Source organism: Nocardioides sp. Soil796, from assembly GCF_001429525.1.
In the GTDB taxonomy this organism is placed as follows: Bacteria; Actinomycetota; Actinomycetes; order Propionibacteriales; family Nocardioidaceae; genus Nocardioides.
This window is the reverse complement of sequence record NZ_LMSQ01000022.1, coordinates 217,263-233,932: the sequence shown is the minus strand read 5'-3', so window position 1 is coordinate 233,932 and position 16,670 is coordinate 217,263. Positions and strand designations below refer to the sequence as shown.

General features: G+C 71.7%; 11 protein-coding genes. 9 read left to right on the top strand and 2 right to left on the bottom strand.

Annotated features, from left to right (window positions below; all coding sequences use genetic code 11):
• The first annotated feature begins 52 nt into the window (after nt 1-52).
• The 6 genes from ASH02_RS24955 to ASH02_RS24930 all read left to right on the top strand — a co-directional run bounded on the left by ASH02_RS24955 (nt 53) and on the right by ASH02_RS24930 (nt 10,272).
• Nucleotides 53-997 (top strand): LysR family transcriptional regulator, encoded by a 945-nt coding sequence (locus tag ASH02_RS24955; RefSeq protein WP_082621025.1) that lies wholly within the window; start codon nt 53-55, stop codon nt 995-997.
• A 73-nt stretch (nt 998-1,070) separates the two neighbouring features.
• Complete coding sequence (locus tag ASH02_RS24950; RefSeq protein WP_082621024.1) at nt 1,071-4,355, top strand: ATP-dependent helicase; 3,285 nt, start codon at nt 1,071-1,073, stop codon at nt 4,353-4,355.
• A complete protein-coding gene (locus ASH02_RS24945) occupies nt 4,352-7,534 on the top strand; it encodes an ATP-dependent helicase (protein WP_057295705.1) in 3,183 nt (1,060 codons plus the stop codon). The genes ASH02_RS24950 and ASH02_RS24945 overlap by 4 nt, the downstream gene beginning before the upstream one ends.
• Before the next feature lie 9 nt (nt 7,535-7,543).
• Nucleotides 7,544-8,485 carry a helix-turn-helix domain-containing protein gene (locus ASH02_RS24940; RefSeq protein ID WP_057295704.1) on the top strand — a complete coding sequence of 314 codons (942 nt, stop codon included), beginning with the start codon at nt 7,544-7,546 and terminating at the stop codon, nt 8,483-8,485.
• A gap of 166 nt (nt 8,486-8,651) precedes the next feature.
• Complete coding sequence (locus ASH02_RS24935) at nt 8,652-9,020, top strand: hypothetical protein (protein WP_057295703.1); 369 nt, start codon at nt 8,652-8,654, stop codon at nt 9,018-9,020.
• A gap of 4 nt (nt 9,021-9,024) precedes the next feature.
• The gene (locus ASH02_RS24930) at nt 9,025-10,272 is read left to right on the top strand and encodes an APC family permease (protein WP_057295702.1); all 1,248 of its coding nucleotides are present in this window, start codon (nt 9,025-9,027) and stop codon (nt 10,270-10,272) included.
• A gap of 53 nt (nt 10,273-10,325) precedes the next feature.
• Here the strand turns inward: ASH02_RS24930 and deoD are convergent, their stop codons facing one another.
• On the bottom strand, nt 10,326-11,033 hold the full coding sequence (gene deoD, locus ASH02_RS24925) for a purine-nucleoside phosphorylase (protein WP_056687337.1): 708 nt from the start codon (nt 11,031-11,033) through the stop codon (nt 10,326-10,328).
• 44 nt (nt 11,034-11,077) lie between these two features.
• Here deoD and ASH02_RS24920 point away from each other — a divergent pair, with 44 nt between their 5' ends.
• The gene (locus tag ASH02_RS24920) at nt 11,078-13,009 is read left to right on the top strand and encodes a M3 family metallopeptidase (RefSeq protein WP_056889783.1); all 1,932 of its coding nucleotides are present in this window, start codon (nt 11,078-11,080) and stop codon (nt 13,007-13,009) included.
• The gene (gene nudC / locus ASH02_RS24915; RefSeq protein WP_057295701.1) at nt 13,006-13,917 is read left to right on the top strand and encodes an NAD(+) diphosphatase; all 912 of its coding nucleotides are present in this window, start codon (nt 13,006-13,008) and stop codon (nt 13,915-13,917) included. The genes ASH02_RS24920 and nudC overlap by 4 nt, the downstream gene beginning before the upstream one ends.
• A gap of 145 nt (nt 13,918-14,062) precedes the next feature.
• Here nudC and ASH02_RS24910 read toward each other — a convergent pair whose 3' ends face one another.
• Complete coding sequence (locus ASH02_RS24910; protein WP_321163484.1) at nt 14,063-14,308, bottom strand: mycoredoxin; 246 nt, start codon at nt 14,306-14,308, stop codon at nt 14,063-14,065.
• A 75-nt stretch (nt 14,309-14,383) separates the two neighbouring features.
• Here ASH02_RS24910 and ASH02_RS24905 point away from each other — a divergent pair, with 75 nt between their 5' ends.
• Nucleotides 14,384-16,420, top strand: a complete 2,037-nt coding sequence (locus ASH02_RS24905; protein WP_056889781.1) for an ATP-dependent DNA helicase UvrD2 — start codon at nt 14,384-14,386, stop codon at nt 16,418-16,420.
• Nucleotides 16,421-16,670 lie beyond the last annotated feature (250 nt).

The following is a 16,670-nucleotide window of genomic DNA, read 5'->3' as shown; positions in this document are numbered from 1 at the left end:
AACATCTGTCGACGTCCAACATCAATAACCGATATATTGATCGGCTGTGAGCATGAATCCCACATTGGCGCAGCTCCGGGTGGTCGTCGTGGTGGCCGAGGAGCGCAACTTCAGCCGGGCCGCCAAGAGGCTTCTCGTGGCCCAGTCGTCGTTGAGCCGAACCGTCGCGGAGGTCGAGCGCTCGGTCGGTGCCGCGCTCTTCGAACGCACCACCCGCCACGTGGAGGTGACTCCGGACGGCGTCGCGTTCGTGGCGATCGCCGAGCGGGTGCTCGCGGCGTACGACGAGGGGATGACCCACTTCTCCGGATACCTGGAGGGAACGGTGGGCGTGCTGCGCATCGCGGCCCTGCCCTCGCTGGCGGCCACCCTGTTGCCCGGCACCGTGATCCGCCTGCGCAGGCAGCGCCCCCAGGTGCGCGTCGAGGTGGAGGACGTGCTGGCCGGCGACGTCGTCGAGAAGGTGCGGGGCGGCGAGGTCGACCTGGCCCTGACCGCGGCGCCGGTGCTGGGAGTGGCACCGCCCGCGACCGTGGACGGGCTGCCCTTCACCGCGCTCGCGACGGACACGTTCCGGTGCCTGATGGCGCCCGACCATCATCTGGCGGGCCGCACCTTGGTGGCCTGGGAGGAGCTGAGCCGCGAGGCGTTCGTCTCCTTCGACGGCGCCAGCTCGGTGCGCGCGATCGTGGAGGCGATCTTCGCCTCGCGCGACGTCGAGCCGGTACGTCGCGTCAGCGCGCGCAATGTCGCGACCGTTGCGGGACTGTGCGCGGCCGGCCTGGGCGTATCCGCCGTACCGGCCTTCGTGCTGCCCCTGATGGGCTTCGCCGGCCTGGCCAGCGTCCCCCTGGTCGATCCGGTGGTGAGTCGGCACATCGGGGTCCTGACCGACCCGCGACGTGAGCGCAGCCGGGCCGCGACCACCTTGCTCCAGGTGCTCCGTGAGCAGGCCGACGAGGACGACCCGCTCCCACCCGGCGCCACGTGGAACTGAGCCCGGGCCCGGATCCCGTGGCCCGGCCCGATCTGCCCGCCGGCCTGTCGGTGCCGGGTGATTGGCTGTCGTCATGAGCTCGACCGCACCCACGACGCCGCGCACGCCGACGTACCACCTCGCCGCCCCGCAGACGGGTGGCGCGGTGCCGACGCTCGACGAGTTCCAGCAGCGCGTCGTCGACCACGCGAGCGGGCCGCTGCTGGTGCTGGCCGGGCCGGGCACCGGCAAGACCACCACGCTGGTCGAGGCGATCGTCGAGCGCATCGAGGGCCGGGGCGTGAGCCCGGAGTCGGTGCTGGCCCTGACGTTCTCGCGCAAGGCGGCCGAGCAGCTCCGTGACCGGGTGACCGCTCGGCTGGGCCGCACGACGTCCTCCACGATGTCGGCCACGTTCCACTCGTTCGCCTACGGGCTGATCCGCAGATACGCACCCGCCGAGCTCTACGAGGCGCCGCTGCGCCTGCTCTCGGCGCCGGAGCAGGACGTCGTCCTGCAGGAGCTGTTGACCGACGCGCCCGAGTCGGTCGCCTGGCCCGAGGGCCTGCGTCGGGCGGTGGCCACCCGCGGGTTCGCCCGGGAGGTGCACGCCGTGCTGGCCCGCGCCCGCGAGAAGGGCCTCGACGGAGACGACCTCAGGCAACTCGGCCTGGCCGAGGGGCTGCCGGAGTTCGTGGCCGCCGGGCTCTTCCTCGACCAGTACCTCGAGGTCCTCGACTTCCAGGGCGCCATCGACTATCCCGACCTGATCCGGCGCGCCGTCGAGGAGGCCGAGAGGCACCGCGACGAGCTGCGGGCCCGCTTCACCCACGTATTCGTCGACGAGTACCAGGACACCGATCCCGGCCAGGTCGCCCTGCTCCGCGCCCTGATCGGCGACGGCGGAAACCTCACCGTGGTCGGCGACCCGCACCAGTCCATCTACGGCTTCCGGGGCGCCGAGGTGCGCGGCATCCTCGAGTTCCCGACCGAGTTCCCGCACCGCGGCGGTGCGCCCGCCGACGTGGTGGCGCTGCGCACCACCCGACGGTTCGGGCCACACCTCCTGCTCGCCTCCCAGCGCGTCGCCCGCCGGCTCTCGCTGGCCGGCACGATCCCCGCGGAGGCGCGTGAGTCGTTCCTCGCGCCCGTCTCCGAGGCCGGCGACCTCGGCAACGGCCGGGTCGACGTGCTCACCTTCGACACCGCCCGCGCCGAGACCGAGCACCTCGCCGACATCCTGCGTCGCGCCCACCTGACCGACGGTGTGGCCTGGTCGCGCATGGCGGTGCTGGTCCGTTCCGGCCGTACGTCGATCCCGGCATTGCGTCGGTCCCTGGGGGCCGCGGGTGTGCCGGTCGAGGTGTCCAGCGACGACACGCCCCTGGTGCGCGAGCCGGCCGTGGCCCCCCTGCTCGCGGCGCTGCGGGCCGTGGTCAACCTCGACAACGACGACCCGGAGTCGGCGGGGCACATCGACCCCGAGCGCGCCCACGACCTGCTGGTCTCCCCGTTGGCCGGGCTCGACGCCACCGACGTACGCAGTCTCGCGCGGGCGTTGCGCGTGCGCGACAAGGAGGTGGTGGCCCGCGACGGCGGCACCCCGCGCCCGTCGCCCGAGCTGCTGCGTGAGGCGGTCGTGCGCCCAGCCACACTCGAGGGGCTCGAGGGAAGCGCACCCCGACGAGCCGCAGCGCTGGCCGGGCTGCTCCGTTCCTCGCGGGCGCTGCTCGAAGCGGGTGCCACCGCCGAAGAGGTGCTGTGGAACCTGTGGTCGTCCACCGACTGGCCACGACGACTGCGGGCCCAGGTCGACCTCGGCGGAGCATCGGCCCGTCGCGCCCACCGCGACCTCGACGCCATCTGCGCCCTGTTCGAGTCCGCGGCCCGCGCCGAGGAGCAGCGCGGCCACACCGGCGTCGCGGCGTTCCTGGCCACCCTCGAGGCCCAGGACCTGCCCGGCGACACGCTGGCCGACCGCGGCATCCGTGGCGAGGCGGTCCGGCTGCTGACCGCCCACCGTTCCAAGGGCCTCGAGTGGGACCTCGTCGTGGTGGCCCACGTGCAGGAAGAGGGCTGGCCCGACCTGCGCCGCCGCGCCACCCTGCTGCAGGCAGATCGCATCGGCACCGACGGGCTGCAGCCGCCGGTCTCCTCACGGGAGCTCCTGATGGAGGAGCGCCGGCTCTTCTACGTCGCCTGCACCCGGGCCCGGTCGCGGCTCGTGGTCACCGCGGTCCGGTCGCCCGACGACGACGGCGAGCAGCCCTCGCGCTTCATCACCGAGTTGTTGCCACCCGGGCCCGACGGCGTCCCCGACCGCACGCCGCCCCATGTCCAGGGCCGGCCGAAGCGTCCGCTCTCGCTCGCCGGGCTCGTCGCCGAGCTGCGCCGCACGCTGGTCGACCCGGAGTCCGACGAGCAGCTCCGCGCTGCCGCTGCCCGGCGCCTGGTGCGTCTCTCCCGCGAGCGGGTCGGTGACCGTGCGTTGGTGCCGGCCGCCGACCCTGCCAACTGGTGGGGCACCCGCTCCTCGACCCTGTCCGACGTACCCGTCCGGCCGGAGGAGAAGCCGATCTCGCTGTCCGCCTCGGCCCTGACCTCGATCGAGGAGTGCCCGGCCCGGTGGTTCCTCGAACGCGAGGCCGGCGGCTCGTCGGCGGCGACGTCCGCCCAGGGCTTCGGCCTGCTCGTGCACGCCCTCGCCGAGCGCGTCGCCAAGGGAGAGCTCTCCGCCGACCCCGAGCGCCTCGACGAGCTGATGGCCCACGTCGACACGGTCTGGGAGCGGCTGTCGTTCCGCACGCCGTGGTCGGCGACCCGTGAGCGCGAGGAGATGCGCCTTGCCCTCCAGCGCTTCCTGGTCTGGCACGGCGACCCCAAGCGGGGGCGCACGCTGCTGGCCACCGAGAAGGAGCTGCGCGCGAAGGTCACGTTGCCCGACGGTCAGCAGGTGACCCTGCACGGCTTCGCCGACCGGCTCGAGCTCGACGCCGACGGCCAGGTCTGGGTGATCGACCTCAAGACCGGGAAGTACAAGCCGACCGGCGACGAGGTCAAGGTGCACCCCCAGCTCGGGCTCTACCAGCTCGCCGTGGAGCACGGCGCTGTCGACGACCTGGTCGACGACGCACCCGCGCGCCCCGGCGGGGCCGAGCTGGTGCAGCTGCGCCACGGCGCCCACGGCAAGGTCAGCCTGCAGCCGCAGGAACCACAGTCCGCAGACGACGAGGGACACCGTCCCGTGGAGGTCCAGTTGATGTCGGCCGTGGCCCGGATCCGGGCCGAGGAGTTCCCCGCGATCGCCGGGAAGCAGTGCGAGCGCTGTGCGTTCGTCGCGATCTGCCCGATCCAGGGTGCCGGGACGGTGCTGTCATGAGCGACCCGGTCAGCATCACCTCACCCGACGACCTGCGCCGGGTCATGGGCACCGACTTCACGGTCAGCCCACAGCAGTGGGACGCGATCTCCGCCGACCTCGAGCCCGCGGTCGTCATCGCCGGTGCCGGGTCCGGCAAGACCGCCCTGATGGCGGCCCGCGTGGTCTACCTCGTCGCGACCGGGCAGGTCAGACCCGACGAGATCCTCGGCCTCACCTTCACCACGAAGGCGGCCCGCGAGCTGGCCACCCGCATCCGCGACTCCCTGGTCCGCGCCGGTCACGGTGTCGAGACCGCACCTGACACGGCCGCCGACGAACCCGAGAACCTCGAGCCGACCGTGGCGACCTACAACGCCTACGCCAGCTCGCTGCTCACCGAGCACGGCCTGCGGATCGGGCACGAGCCCGACACCCGGGTGATGGCCGACGCCTCGCGCTACCAGCTGGCGGCGCGGGCGATCAGTCGTCACGGCCGAGGCATCGAACTGCTCAGCGACCACCCCGAGACGGTGGTCAACTACATCCTCGGGCTCGAGGGCGCGATGAGCGAGCACCTCGTCACGGTGGCCGACGTACGCGCCTTCCAGGCCCGGGAGCTGCCGCGGTTCCAGGACGCCGCGATCAACGCGAAGGCCAAGACCGAGCCCAAGAAGGTGGTCAACGCGATGCAGCGGCGCGAGGAGATCCTCGGCCTCGTCGAGACCTACCGGCGGCTCAAGGCCGAGCTGGGTCTGATGGACTTCAGCGACCAGATCGCCCTGGCCGCCCAGCTGGCCGACGCGCACCCCGAGGTCGGGGAGGCCGAGCGCGCCAAGTTCCGCATCGTGCTGCTCGACGAATACCAGGACACGTCGGTGGCCCAGGCCCTGATGCTGAAGAAGCTCTTCACCGGCGGCCACCCGGTGACCGCGGTGGGTGACCCCAACCAGGCGATCTACGGCTGGCGTGGGGCCTCGGTGTCCAACATCCTCGGCTTCGGCCGCGACTTCCCGCGTGCCGACGGCCATGAGGTGCGCACCTTCCCGCTGACCGTCAACCGTCGCTCCGACCAGCGCATCCTCGAGGTCGCCAACCGGCTGGCCGGGCCGCTGCTCGACGAGTTCCCCCAGGTCAAGGCGCTCGAGCCCGACGACTCCGCCGGCCCCGGTGCGGTGCGCACCTCCGTGCACGAGACGTACGCCGCCGAACTGGCCTGGCTGGCCAGCCAGGTCACCGGCGTGCACGACGCGATGGCCGAGCCGAGGTGGAACGAGATCGGCGTGCTGACCCGCGACAACAAGCACGCCGCCGACGTGTTCGACGTGCTGTCAGCCCACGACATCCCGGTCGAGATCGTCGGACTCCAGGGGCTGCTCCGGCTGCCCGAGGTGGCCGAGGTGGTGGCCACCCTGACGTTGCTGCACGACCTGACCGCCAACGCCGCCCTGCTCACCCTGCTCACCGGCCCACGCTGGTCGATCGGGCCGCGTGACCTGGCCCTGCTCGGCAAGCGGGCCCGCGAGCTGGCCGGCGACCAGGGGCAGGCGTCCACGCAGTCGCTCGACGAGCAGTTGACCGGCGCCGTCGAGGGCGCCGACCCCACCGAGATCACGTCGTTGTGCGACGCGCTCGACGACCCGGGCGACGCGGCGTACTCCGCGGCGGCCCTCGACCGCTTCGCCCTGCTGCGCTCCGAGCTGCGTTCGCTGCGCTCACACGCCGGCGAGCCGTTGCTCGACCTGGTCCGGCGCATCATCGACACCACCGGCATCGACATCGAGCTGGCCTCGTCGGTCAGTCCCGCGGCGGCTGCGCGTCGCGACAACCTCGACCTCTTCGTCAAGGCGGTCGCCGAGTTCCAGGCCATCGACGGCGCGGTGAGCCTGACCGCACTGCTGGCCTACCTCGCCACCGAGGACGAGATGGGCACCGGGCTCGACGTGGCGACGCCGTCCGAGGCCGACTCGGTCAAGCTGCTGACCGTGCACCGCGCCAAGGGCCTCGAGTGGGACGCCGTGTTCGTGGTCGGAGTCTGTGAGGAGAAGTTCCCGACCACGCGGTCCCGCACCCAGTGGGTCTACGGACCAGCGGTGCTGCCCAACGAGCTCCGCGGTGACCGGCACGACCTGGCCGCGCTCGGTGGCTACGAGAAGCCCGAGCTCACCGCGTTCGTGCAGGCGGCCAAGGCGAAGGAGCAGCAGGAGGAGCTCCGACTCGGCTACGTCGCCTTCACCCGGGCCCGACACCTGCTGTCGGTGTCGTCGTACCTCTGGAACGAGTCGCGCAAGACCCCGGTCGGGCCCTCGCCCTACCAGCTGGTGGTGCTCGAGGCGGTCCGCGAGTGGGGCGAGGATGCCGAGGCCTGGCTCGACAAACCCGACAAGGACACCCAGAATCCCCTGCGCATCGGCTCGACCACGGCGCCGTGGCCGGTCACCGAGCACACCGCCGAGACGCTGCGCCGGCTCGAGGCGGCCGAGTTCGTCCGCGGCGTCGACCCCGACGCCGATGACGAGATCGACACGCTCAGCGGCGCCGTGATCGCCACCTGGGACGAGGAGATCGAGCGCCTCCTCGCCGAGGCCCGGCGCGACCGTGCCGACGAGATCGAGGTGCCGTTGCCGGCCGCGTTGTCGGCGACGGCGGTGGCCAGGCTGCGCGACGACGCCGACGGGTTCGCCCGTGACCTGGCGCGGCCGATGCCCCGACAGCCGTCGCCGGCGGCCCGGTTCGGCACCCGGTTCCACGCCTGGGTCGAGGCCCGCTTCGGGCAGCAGAACCTCTTCGACCCCGACGAGCTGCCCGGCCGCGCCGACCTCGGCATCGACGACGAGTCCGACCTCAAGACGCTCACCGAGTCGTTCGCGGCCGGTCCGTTCGGGCACCGCGAGCCGCACGCCGTAGAGCCGCCGTTCGCTCTCGTGCTTGCCGGGCAGGTGGTCCGCGGGCGCATCGACGCGGTCTACACGACCGACGACGGCGGCTTCCTGGTGATCGACTGGAAGACCAACCAGCGGGCCACCGCAGACCCTCTGCAGCTGGCGATCTACCGACTGGCCTGGGCCGAGCTCGCCGGCGTGCCGGTCGAGAAGGTGCGCGCCGCTTTCCACTACGTGCGCACCGGCGAGACCGTCGACCACACCGACGACCTGCCGGGGCGCGCCGAGCTCGAGCAGCTGCTCCATCCCTCCGGCTAGGGCTGCCCGGTGTCCGCGCCGCACGACCACTTCATCGCCTTCGTCGAACGCCTCGGCGTCGACCTCGACGCGCTGCCCGACCGCGTCGAGCAGGTGGCTGCCGACGCGGGCCTGTCCCGCTGCCACTTCGAGCGGGTGGTCAAGGCGGTGGCGGGGGAGTCGCCTGCCCGGCTCCGGGTGCGGGTGCTGCTCGAGCGTGCGGCCCACCGTCTGCTCACCGGCGACGAGACGGTCCGCGACGTCGCCGGCACCTCGGGCTTCTCGTCGTACGCCGCGTTCAAGCACGCCTTCCGCCGCGAGTACGGCGAGAACCCGTCGGTGTGGCGCGCCAACCCGACCGGGTTCCGCATCGACTCCTCGAACGACGTGCACTTCCACCCGCCGGCCGGACTCCGTCTGCCGGCCCGACACAGGAGGGACAGCGTGGACCTGGTCCAGGAGATGGTCGCCCACCACGTGTGGCTCACCGGCGAGCTCGTCCGCCGCGCGGCGCTGCTCGGCGACGCCGAGCTCGACGAACCGCATGACCGCACCGTCGACGGCATCGACGGCGAGACCCTGAGGTGGTCGCTGTCCCGGCTGATCGGGCAGATGGAGATGTGGAACGCCGCGGTCCACGAGACCGACTACGACTTCTCGGTCGAGGAGCACGAGTCGGTGCTCTCGATGCAACGCCGGATGGCCCGGGTCGGCCCCGAGTTCGTCGACAACGTCGCGCTCCTCTCCGCACAGGGCCGCTTCGACGAGACGTTCGTCGAGGCGTTCTCGCCCACACCGCAGGTGCTGTCGTTCGGCGCGATGGTGGCGCACGTGCTGACCTTCGCCGCCCACCACCGGCTCCTCGCGCTGTCGCGACTACGTGAGTGCGGCATCACCGACCTCGGCTTCGGTGACCCGAAGACCTGGTTCGCTGCGGCGCAATCTCGATCAAGCGGGGTCGGTTCCTCGTGACGAAAGTAGGTCTCGACCAGCCGTCCTGAGGAGACCTGATGAAACCGCCCTGGCTCGAACCCCTCACACCCGTGATCCCACGCCCGCCGTCGTACCCGAACCACCGCGTCGTGGGGAGGAAGGCGGCGCGCCGTGCAGCGTCTGCGCCGGCACCACCCCGGACGCGGTGTGGTCCGACGACCACTTCGCGGTCTACCCACCGCGCACCTGCAGCCTGCCCGGCACGGTCTGGATCGCCAGTCGCGAGCACGTCGACTCCTTCGTCGACCTGTCGCCCGCAGCCTCAGCCGCTTTCGGGCCGTTCGTCGCGCAGGTCGAGGGCGCGATCCTGGCCCGCGGTGACGTGGGCCGGGTGCACCTCTACCGCTGGGGCGACGGCGGCGCGCACTTCCATGTCTGGCTGATGCCGCGGCCCCTCGGGATGCTCGACGCCCAGGGCATGATGCTGCCGCTGTGGGAGGACGTCCTCCCCAACGCCACCGACGAGGAATGCTTGGCCGCTGCGCAGGAGATCGGGTCCAGGCTGGAAGGATGACCGCATGACCTCCGACCGGTTGGCCCGGCGCCTCGGCACCGGCGACGCCGTCGTGGTCGGGCTCTCGGCGATGATCGGCGCCGGAGTCTTCGCCGCGTTCGCCCCGGCCGCCGCCGCGGCAGGGTCCGCGTTGTTCGTCGGCCTCGGCATCGCCGCGGTGATCGCGTTCTGCAACGCGGTCGCGTCGGCGCAGCTCGCTGCCTGCCATCCGTCGTCCGGCGGCACCTACCTCTTCGGTCGTGAGGTGCTCGGCCCGTGGTGGGGGTTCGTCGCAGGCTGGGGTTTCGTGATCGGCAAGACCGCCTCGTGCGCGGCCATGGCGATGACCTTCGCGGCGTACGCCGTCCCGGGCGGCGGGTGGCCGCAGAAGGCTGCGGCGGCGGTCGCCGTCGTGCTGCTGACCGTGGCCACCATGCGCGGGATCACCCGCACCGCCCGATTGGCCCGGCTCCTTCTCGCCGCGACCTTCTGTGTGCTGCTGCTCGCGCTCGTCGTGACCTCCGTCGGTGAACCGTCGGCCCCTGATCCGCTGGGCGCACCCGACAGCGCGCGCGACGTGTTGCAGGCGGCCGGGCTGCTGTTCTTCGCCTTCGCCGGCTACGCGCGCATCGCGACGCTCGCCGAGGAGGTACGCCGACCCGAGATGCTGGGCCGCGCCATCCTGATTTCGCTCGGTGTGGCCGTGGTCCTCTACGTGGCGGTCGGCCTGGCGCTCGTGCGCGCCCTCGGCGCCGACCTGGCCACCAGCACGGCGCCGCTCTCGGACGCCGTCACGGCAGCCGGTGCCGCGTGGGCCGAGCCGGTGGTGCGCATCGGTGCAGCCGCCGCATGCCTGGGTGCCCTGCTCGCCCTTCTCGCCGGGGTCACCCGCACGGGCCTTGCCATGGCACGCGAGCGTGACCTGCCCACGCCGCTGGCCCACGTCGACCCCGTGCACCAGGTGCCCGACCGAGCGCAGGTCGCGCTCGGTCTCGCCGTGGTCGTGCTCGTTCTCACCGTCGACCTGCGCGGCGCCATCGGCTTCTCCAGCTTCGGGGTGCTGGTCTACTACGCGGTCGCGAACCTCTCCGCTCTCCGCCAGCCGGCCGAGCAGCGACGCTGGCCGCGGGCGCTCCAGGTGCTGGGCCTGGCCGGGTGCCTGGTGCTGGCGGCGATGCTGCCCCTGGCGTCGGTGCTCACCGGGCTCGGTGTGCTCGCCGTGGGCGTGCTCGGACGGTTGGTCGTGCGCAGGCCGAGCGTGCTCGATGGATGAAGGAAATCGTGCGGATTCCGCCGAATTTCCTGCAGTGACGCGACACCCCGGGACTACGCCAGCACGGCCTCGAGGGCGATCTCGACCATCGCGCCGAAGGTCTGCTCGCGCTCCTGCGCCGTGGTCTCGGCGCCGGTGACGATGTGGTCGGAGACGGTGCAGATCGCCAGTGCCCGGCGGTCGTGCTTCGCGGCCAGCGTGTAGAGCGCACTCGCCTCCATCTCGATGGCCAGCACGCCGTGCTCCACCATCGCAGTCATGATCTCGGGCCGGGGCGCGTAGAACTGGTCGCCGCTGAAGATCAGGCCGGTCCACGTCTTCACGTCCTCACGTGCGGTCGCCGCGTCGTACGCCGCACGCAGCAGGCCGAAGTCGGCGACCGGCGCGTAGTCGAGACCCTCGAACCGGACCCGGTTCATGCCCGAGTCGGTGCAGGCGCCACTGGCCAGGATGACGTCGCGGATCCCGACCTTCTCGACCAGGGCACCGCACGACCCGACCCGCACGATCGAGGCGACGTCGTACTCGGTGAACAGCTCGGTGGCGTAGATCGCCAGTGAGGGCTGGCCCATGCCGGAGCCCTGCACGCTGATCCGCTCGCCGCGCCACGTGCCGGTGAAGCCGAGCATGCCGCGCACCTCGTTGTAGCAGGTGACGTCGTCGAGGAAGCTCTCTGCGATCCACTTGGCCCGCAGCGGGTCACCGGGCATCAGGACGTGCGGTGCGATCGCGCCGGGCTGGGCGCCGATGTGGGTGCTCATGGGCCGATCGTAGGGCCTGTGCCCGGGTGGGTAGCCTGCAAGGCGTGACCGGACCAGAGCAGCTCCAACCACTGTCCCTGCCCGCCGCCGACGCGGACTGGGCCCCTTGGCTCGACGACCACTGCCGCGGGGCGCTGGCCCGTGCCGAGGAGTTGCGCACCACGCTGGCCGCGAGCGACCCCGGCTCCGTGGCAGGCGTGTGGAACAGGCTGCACATCGAGCTGGCCAACGCGTTCGCCGTGGCCGGCCTGGTCGCCCAGGTGCACCCCGACAAGGCGATCCGCGAGCAGGCCGAGGAGATCGAGGTCGAGGCGAACCGCTTCCACACCGGCCTGATGCTCGACGTGGCGGCGTTCACCGCCCTCGACTCGGTGCCGAAGGACGGCCTCGACGAGGCGGCCACCCGGATGCTCGAGCACAGCCTGCGCGACTTCCGCCGGGCCGGAGTCGACCGCGACGAGGCCACCCGCCAGCGGCTCCGCGAGATCAGCGAGCGCGAGGTCGAGCTGGGCCAGGCGTTCTCCCGCGGGATCAGGGACGGTCGGCGTACGACCAAGCTGCCCGCCGAGGCCGCGGCCGGTCTTCCGCAGGACTGGGTCGAGGCGCACCCGGTCGGCGACGACGGCACCTTCGAGGTGACCACCGAATACCCCGACACGGTGCCCTTCATGACGTTCGCGACCGACGGCGACGCACGCCGCCGCGTGGTGACCACGCAGTACGACATCGCCTGGCCCGACAACGACCGGGTGCTCGCCGACCTCCTGGCAGTGCGGCACGAGCACGCCACGATGCTCGGCTACGCCGACTGGCCGTCGTACGACGCCGAGGTCAAGATGATCGGCACCGGCCCGGCGATCCCGGCGTTCATCACCGAGATCGCCAACGACACCGAGGCCGCCGGGCGGGCCGAGATCGAGGTCCTCCTCGAACGGGCACGACAGGACGATCCGTCGGTGGAGGCGGTCGACGCCTCCAACTGGCGGCACTACGCCGAGGTCGTCCGTCGCGAGCAGTACGACGTCGACGCCCAGGAGGTGCGTCGCTACTTCGACTTCACGAAGGTGCGCCAGGGCCTGCTCGAGGTGACCGGCCGCCTGTTCGGCCTGGAGTACGCCGAGGTGCCCGACGCCACGTCGTGGCACGAGGACGTCACGACGTACGACGTCGCCCTCGACGGTGAGCCGCTGGGCCGGATCCGACTCGACCTGCACCCGCGCGACGGCAAGTACAACCACGCCGCGCAGTTCGACCTGAAGCCCGGTGTGCGCGGGGTACAGCTCCCCGAGGGTGTGCTGGTCTGCAACTTCCCGCGCGGGCTGATGGAGCACGGCGACGTCGTCACGCTCTTCCACGAGTTCGGCCACCTGGTGCACCACGTGCTCGCCGGACGCCACGACTGGGTGCGGTTCTCGGGCGTCGCCACCGAGTGGGACTTCGTCGAGGCACCCAGCCAGATGCTCGAGGAGTGGGCCTGGGACGCGGAGGTGCTGGCCGGCTTCGCGACCGACGAGTCGGGAACTCCGATCCCGGCCGACCTGGTGGCCCGGATGCGCGCCGGTGAGGAGTTCGGCAAGGGCTTCATGGCCCGCACCCAGATGTTCTACGCCGCTGTCTCCTACTACCTGCACCTCGAGCGACCCGAGGACATCACGTCGCGGGTGGCCGAGTTGGCCCGCGAGTACAACCTCGTCGCGCAGCTTCCCGGCACCCACTTCCACGCCGGGTTCGGCCACCTCGGCGGGTACACCTCGGCGTACTACACCTACATGTGGAGCCAGGTCATCGCGAAGGACCTGTTCTCCGCCTTCGACCCCGACGACCTGCTCGCCCCCGGACCGGCCCGTGCCTACAGGGACAAGGTGCTGGCCGCAGGCGGCAGCGGTGACGCGGCCGACCTGGTGGCCGACTTCCTCGGTCGCCCCTACAACGCCGAGGCGTTCCGCGCCTGGATGAACGGAAGCCCGAAGGCATGACCTACCCACACGCCGAGCTGGCCGCCGGTGCGCACGCGCGACTGGCCGAACGACGCGACGACGACGCCTGGCTGGCCGAGAAGTGGGCCGACCCCAAGACGCGGGTGCTCCTCGTGGCCGGGACCCGGTTGCGCAGTGCGGGCGCGGGCCCGGCCTGGGTGAGCCCCGAGGAGGCTCCCGACGGCACCCGCATCCTGCTCGGCGAGCACGCCGGTCGCGCGCACTTCGCGATGCTGATCGATCCCGAGCACGCGCCCGGTGAACGCGAGGAGTGGGTGGGCCTGCGGGCGCTGGCCCCGCACTTCATGGACCACGACTCCTCCGAGGCGCCGCTGGCCTTCCACGCCATCGGCCTGGCCGAGTGGCACTGGCGCACCCGGCGCTGTCCCGTGTGCGGTGGCCGGCTCGAGTCCCGCCAGAGCGGCCACCTGCTGGTCTGCACCGAGTGCGAGCGCGAGCAGTTCCCGCGCACCGACCCGGCGGTGATCATGGTGGTCGCGATCGGCGAGCCCGGCTCCGACGACGAGCGCTGCCTGCTCGGTCGCGGCGCCGGCTGGGGCGAGGGCCGCTTCTCGACGCTCGCCGGTTTCGTGGAGCCGGGGGAGTCGCTCGAGGACGCCGTACGCCGCGAGGTGTTCGAGGAGGTCGGGGTCGAGGTCGGACAGGTCGACTACTTCGGCAACCAGCCGTGGCCGTTGCCGACCAGCCTGATGCTCGGCTTCGTCGGACGCGCCACGACCACCGACATCGTGCTCGACGGCGACGAGATGGCCGAGGCGCGGTGGTTCACGCGCGCCGAGATGAGGGCCGAGGCCGAGGCGGGCACCATCGTGCTCCCCGGCGGCATCTCGATCTCACGCTCGCTCGTCGAGCACTGGTACGGCGGCCCGCTCCCCGGCCGCTGGTGACCGGTGGCTCGTGGCTGTAGGAGTCCCCGGTGCACCGGGGAAACCTGCACATCCCACGTCAGATGTGCCGTGGGATGTGCACGTATTCCGTGGGAAGTGCGCCGTACGCCGTGCGCCGTACGCCGGGCGTCGCCAGCGTGACGCGTCAGGCCAAGGCGGCGATCTTGGCCTTGACCTGGGCCAGGCTGGGGTTGGTCTGCGCCGAACCGTCGGAGTAGACCAGCGTCGGCACGGTCTGGTTCCCACCGTTGGCCTTCTCGACCAGCTGGGCCGCTTCCGGCTGCTGCTCGATGTCGACGATGTCGTAGCTGATGCCCTCCCGGTCGAGCTGGCTCTTCAGTCGGTGGCAGTAGCCGCACCACGGCGTGGTGTACATCGTGAACTCGCTCAACGGATTGTCCCCTCGGGCATCTAGGCTGCTTGGTGTTCGACCGACTCAACTGCACTCCGAGGTGAATTGTTCCCGATGGCCCGCCCTGACAGCCTGCTCGACTCACTCGACCCCGAGCAGCGACAGGTCGCCGAGGCACTTCGCGGCCCGGTGCGCGTGCTGGCCGGGGCCGGCACCGGCAAGACCCGGGCGATCACCCACCGCATCGCCCACGGAGTGGCCACCGGTGTCTACCAGTCGACCGAGGTCCTGGCGGTCACGTTCACCACGCGCGCAGCGGGCGAGATGCGCACCCGCCTGCGGGAGCTGGGGGCACCAGGCGTCCAGGCCCGCACCTTCCACGCCGCGGCCCTGCGGCAGCTGCGCTACTTCTGGCCGGCCACCCACGGCACCGAGCTGCCGACCCTGACCGAGTCGAAGCTGCCGTTGATGGCACTCGCGGCCCGCCGGCAACGGCTCGGCGTCGACCAGGGCACCCTGCGCGACCTCGCCTCCGAGGTCGAGTGGTCCAAGGTCAGCAACGTCCGCCCCGAGGAGTACGCCGCGCTCGCCCCCACCCGCGGACGCGAGGTCAACGGCGTCGACCCCGAGACGGTCGGCCGGGTGTTCGGCACCTACGAAGACGTCAAGCGCGGCCAGGGCCGCATGGACATGGAAGACGTCCTCCTGCTCACCGCCGCCCTTCTCGCCGAGGACGAACGCGTCGCGGCGCAGGTCCGGCGTCAATACAAGTTCTTCGTGGTCGACGAGTTCCAGGACGTCTCGCCCCTCCAGTCGGCGCTGCTCGACCTGTGGCTGGGCGGGCGCGACGAGATCTGCGTGGTCGGCGACCCGGCGCAGACCATCTACAGCTTCGCCGGCGCCAACGCCGACTACCTGCGCGATTTCCCGGGCAAGCACCCGGGCACCACCGCGATCGACCTGGTCCGCAACTACCGCTCGACGCCCGAGGTGATCGGCTCGGCCAACCAGCTGCTCGCCGGCAGCAGCTCGCGCGGCGTCAAGCTGGTCGCACAGCGTCCCTCCGGCCCGGCGGTGAACTACCGGGAGTACGACGACGAGGTGGCCGAGGCCGAAGCGGTCGCCGCCGAGGTGCTGCGCCTGCGTGACTCGGGCGTGCCGCTCGGTTCGATGGCGGTCCTGTTCCGCATCAACGCCCAGTCCGAGGCCTTCGAAGACGCGCTCTCGGCCCGCAACCTCGCCTACGTGGTCCGCGGTGCCGCGCGCTTCTTCGACCGGCAGGAGGTGCGCCAGGCGATCACCCTGCTGCGCGGCACTGCCCGCTCCGGCGGTGGCGGCGACGACCTCGCCGCCGACGTGCGCGGCACGCTGGGCGGCATGGGCTGGACCGCCGAGCCGCCCTCGGGCCGGGGCACGGCCCGCGACCGGTGGGAGTCGCTCCAGGCGTTGGTCTCCCAGGCCGAGTCGTACGCCGCCCAGGCGGGCACTGACCTCGGGTCCTTCGTCGACGACCTCGACCGACGGGCCTCCGAGCAGCACGCGCCCGTGGCCGACGGGGTCACCCTGGCCACCCTGCACACCGCGAAGGGCCTCGAGTGGGACGCCGTGTTCGTGTGCGGCGCCCAGGAGGGCTCGATCCCGATCTCGTTCGCCCAGACCCCGGCCGAGGTCGAGGAGGAGCGCCGTCTGCTCTACGTCGGCATGACCCGGGCCCGGCTGCACCTGTCCGTCTCGTGGAGCCTGTCGCGCAACCCCGGCGGTCGACGTACCCGCAAGGCCTCCCGCTTTCTGACCGGCCTGCGCCCCGACACCGGCAACGCACCCGAGCCCCGCCGTGCCAAGAAGGCAGCCAGGGCGGCGATGTGCGGCACCTGCGGGCGCCCGCTCTCGACCGCGGGGGAGCGCAAGGTCGGCCGGTGCGTCGACTGTCCGGCGACCTACGACGAGGACCTGTTCGCCCGGCTCAAGGAGTGGCGGCGCCAGCGGGCCAGCGACGACGGGGTGCCGGCGTACGTCGTCTTCACCGACAAGACGCTCGAGGCGATCGCCGAGGTGAAGCCGACCGCAGACGCCCAACTGCTGAAGATCAGCGGGGTCGGGGCGACCAAGATCGAGAGGTACGGCGAGGAGCTGCTGGCCCTCATCGAGTGATCCCGAAGTGATCTCGAAAATAATCAGGAAATACCCATTAAATCGTTTGCCCATTACAGGCAGGCCGCGATAGTTTTCTCATCAGCACATTCAACCCGCGCATACGGTCCTGGCAAGATCAGCGCCCAACGGCACCGAAGGAGGTGGCTCCAGTGAACAGCATCAAGACTCGAATCCCGGCTGAGAACCAGTCGCGCATTGTCATGCCCACCTACGCCGCCTTTGGCGTGTCCGCATGCGTTGATGCCGA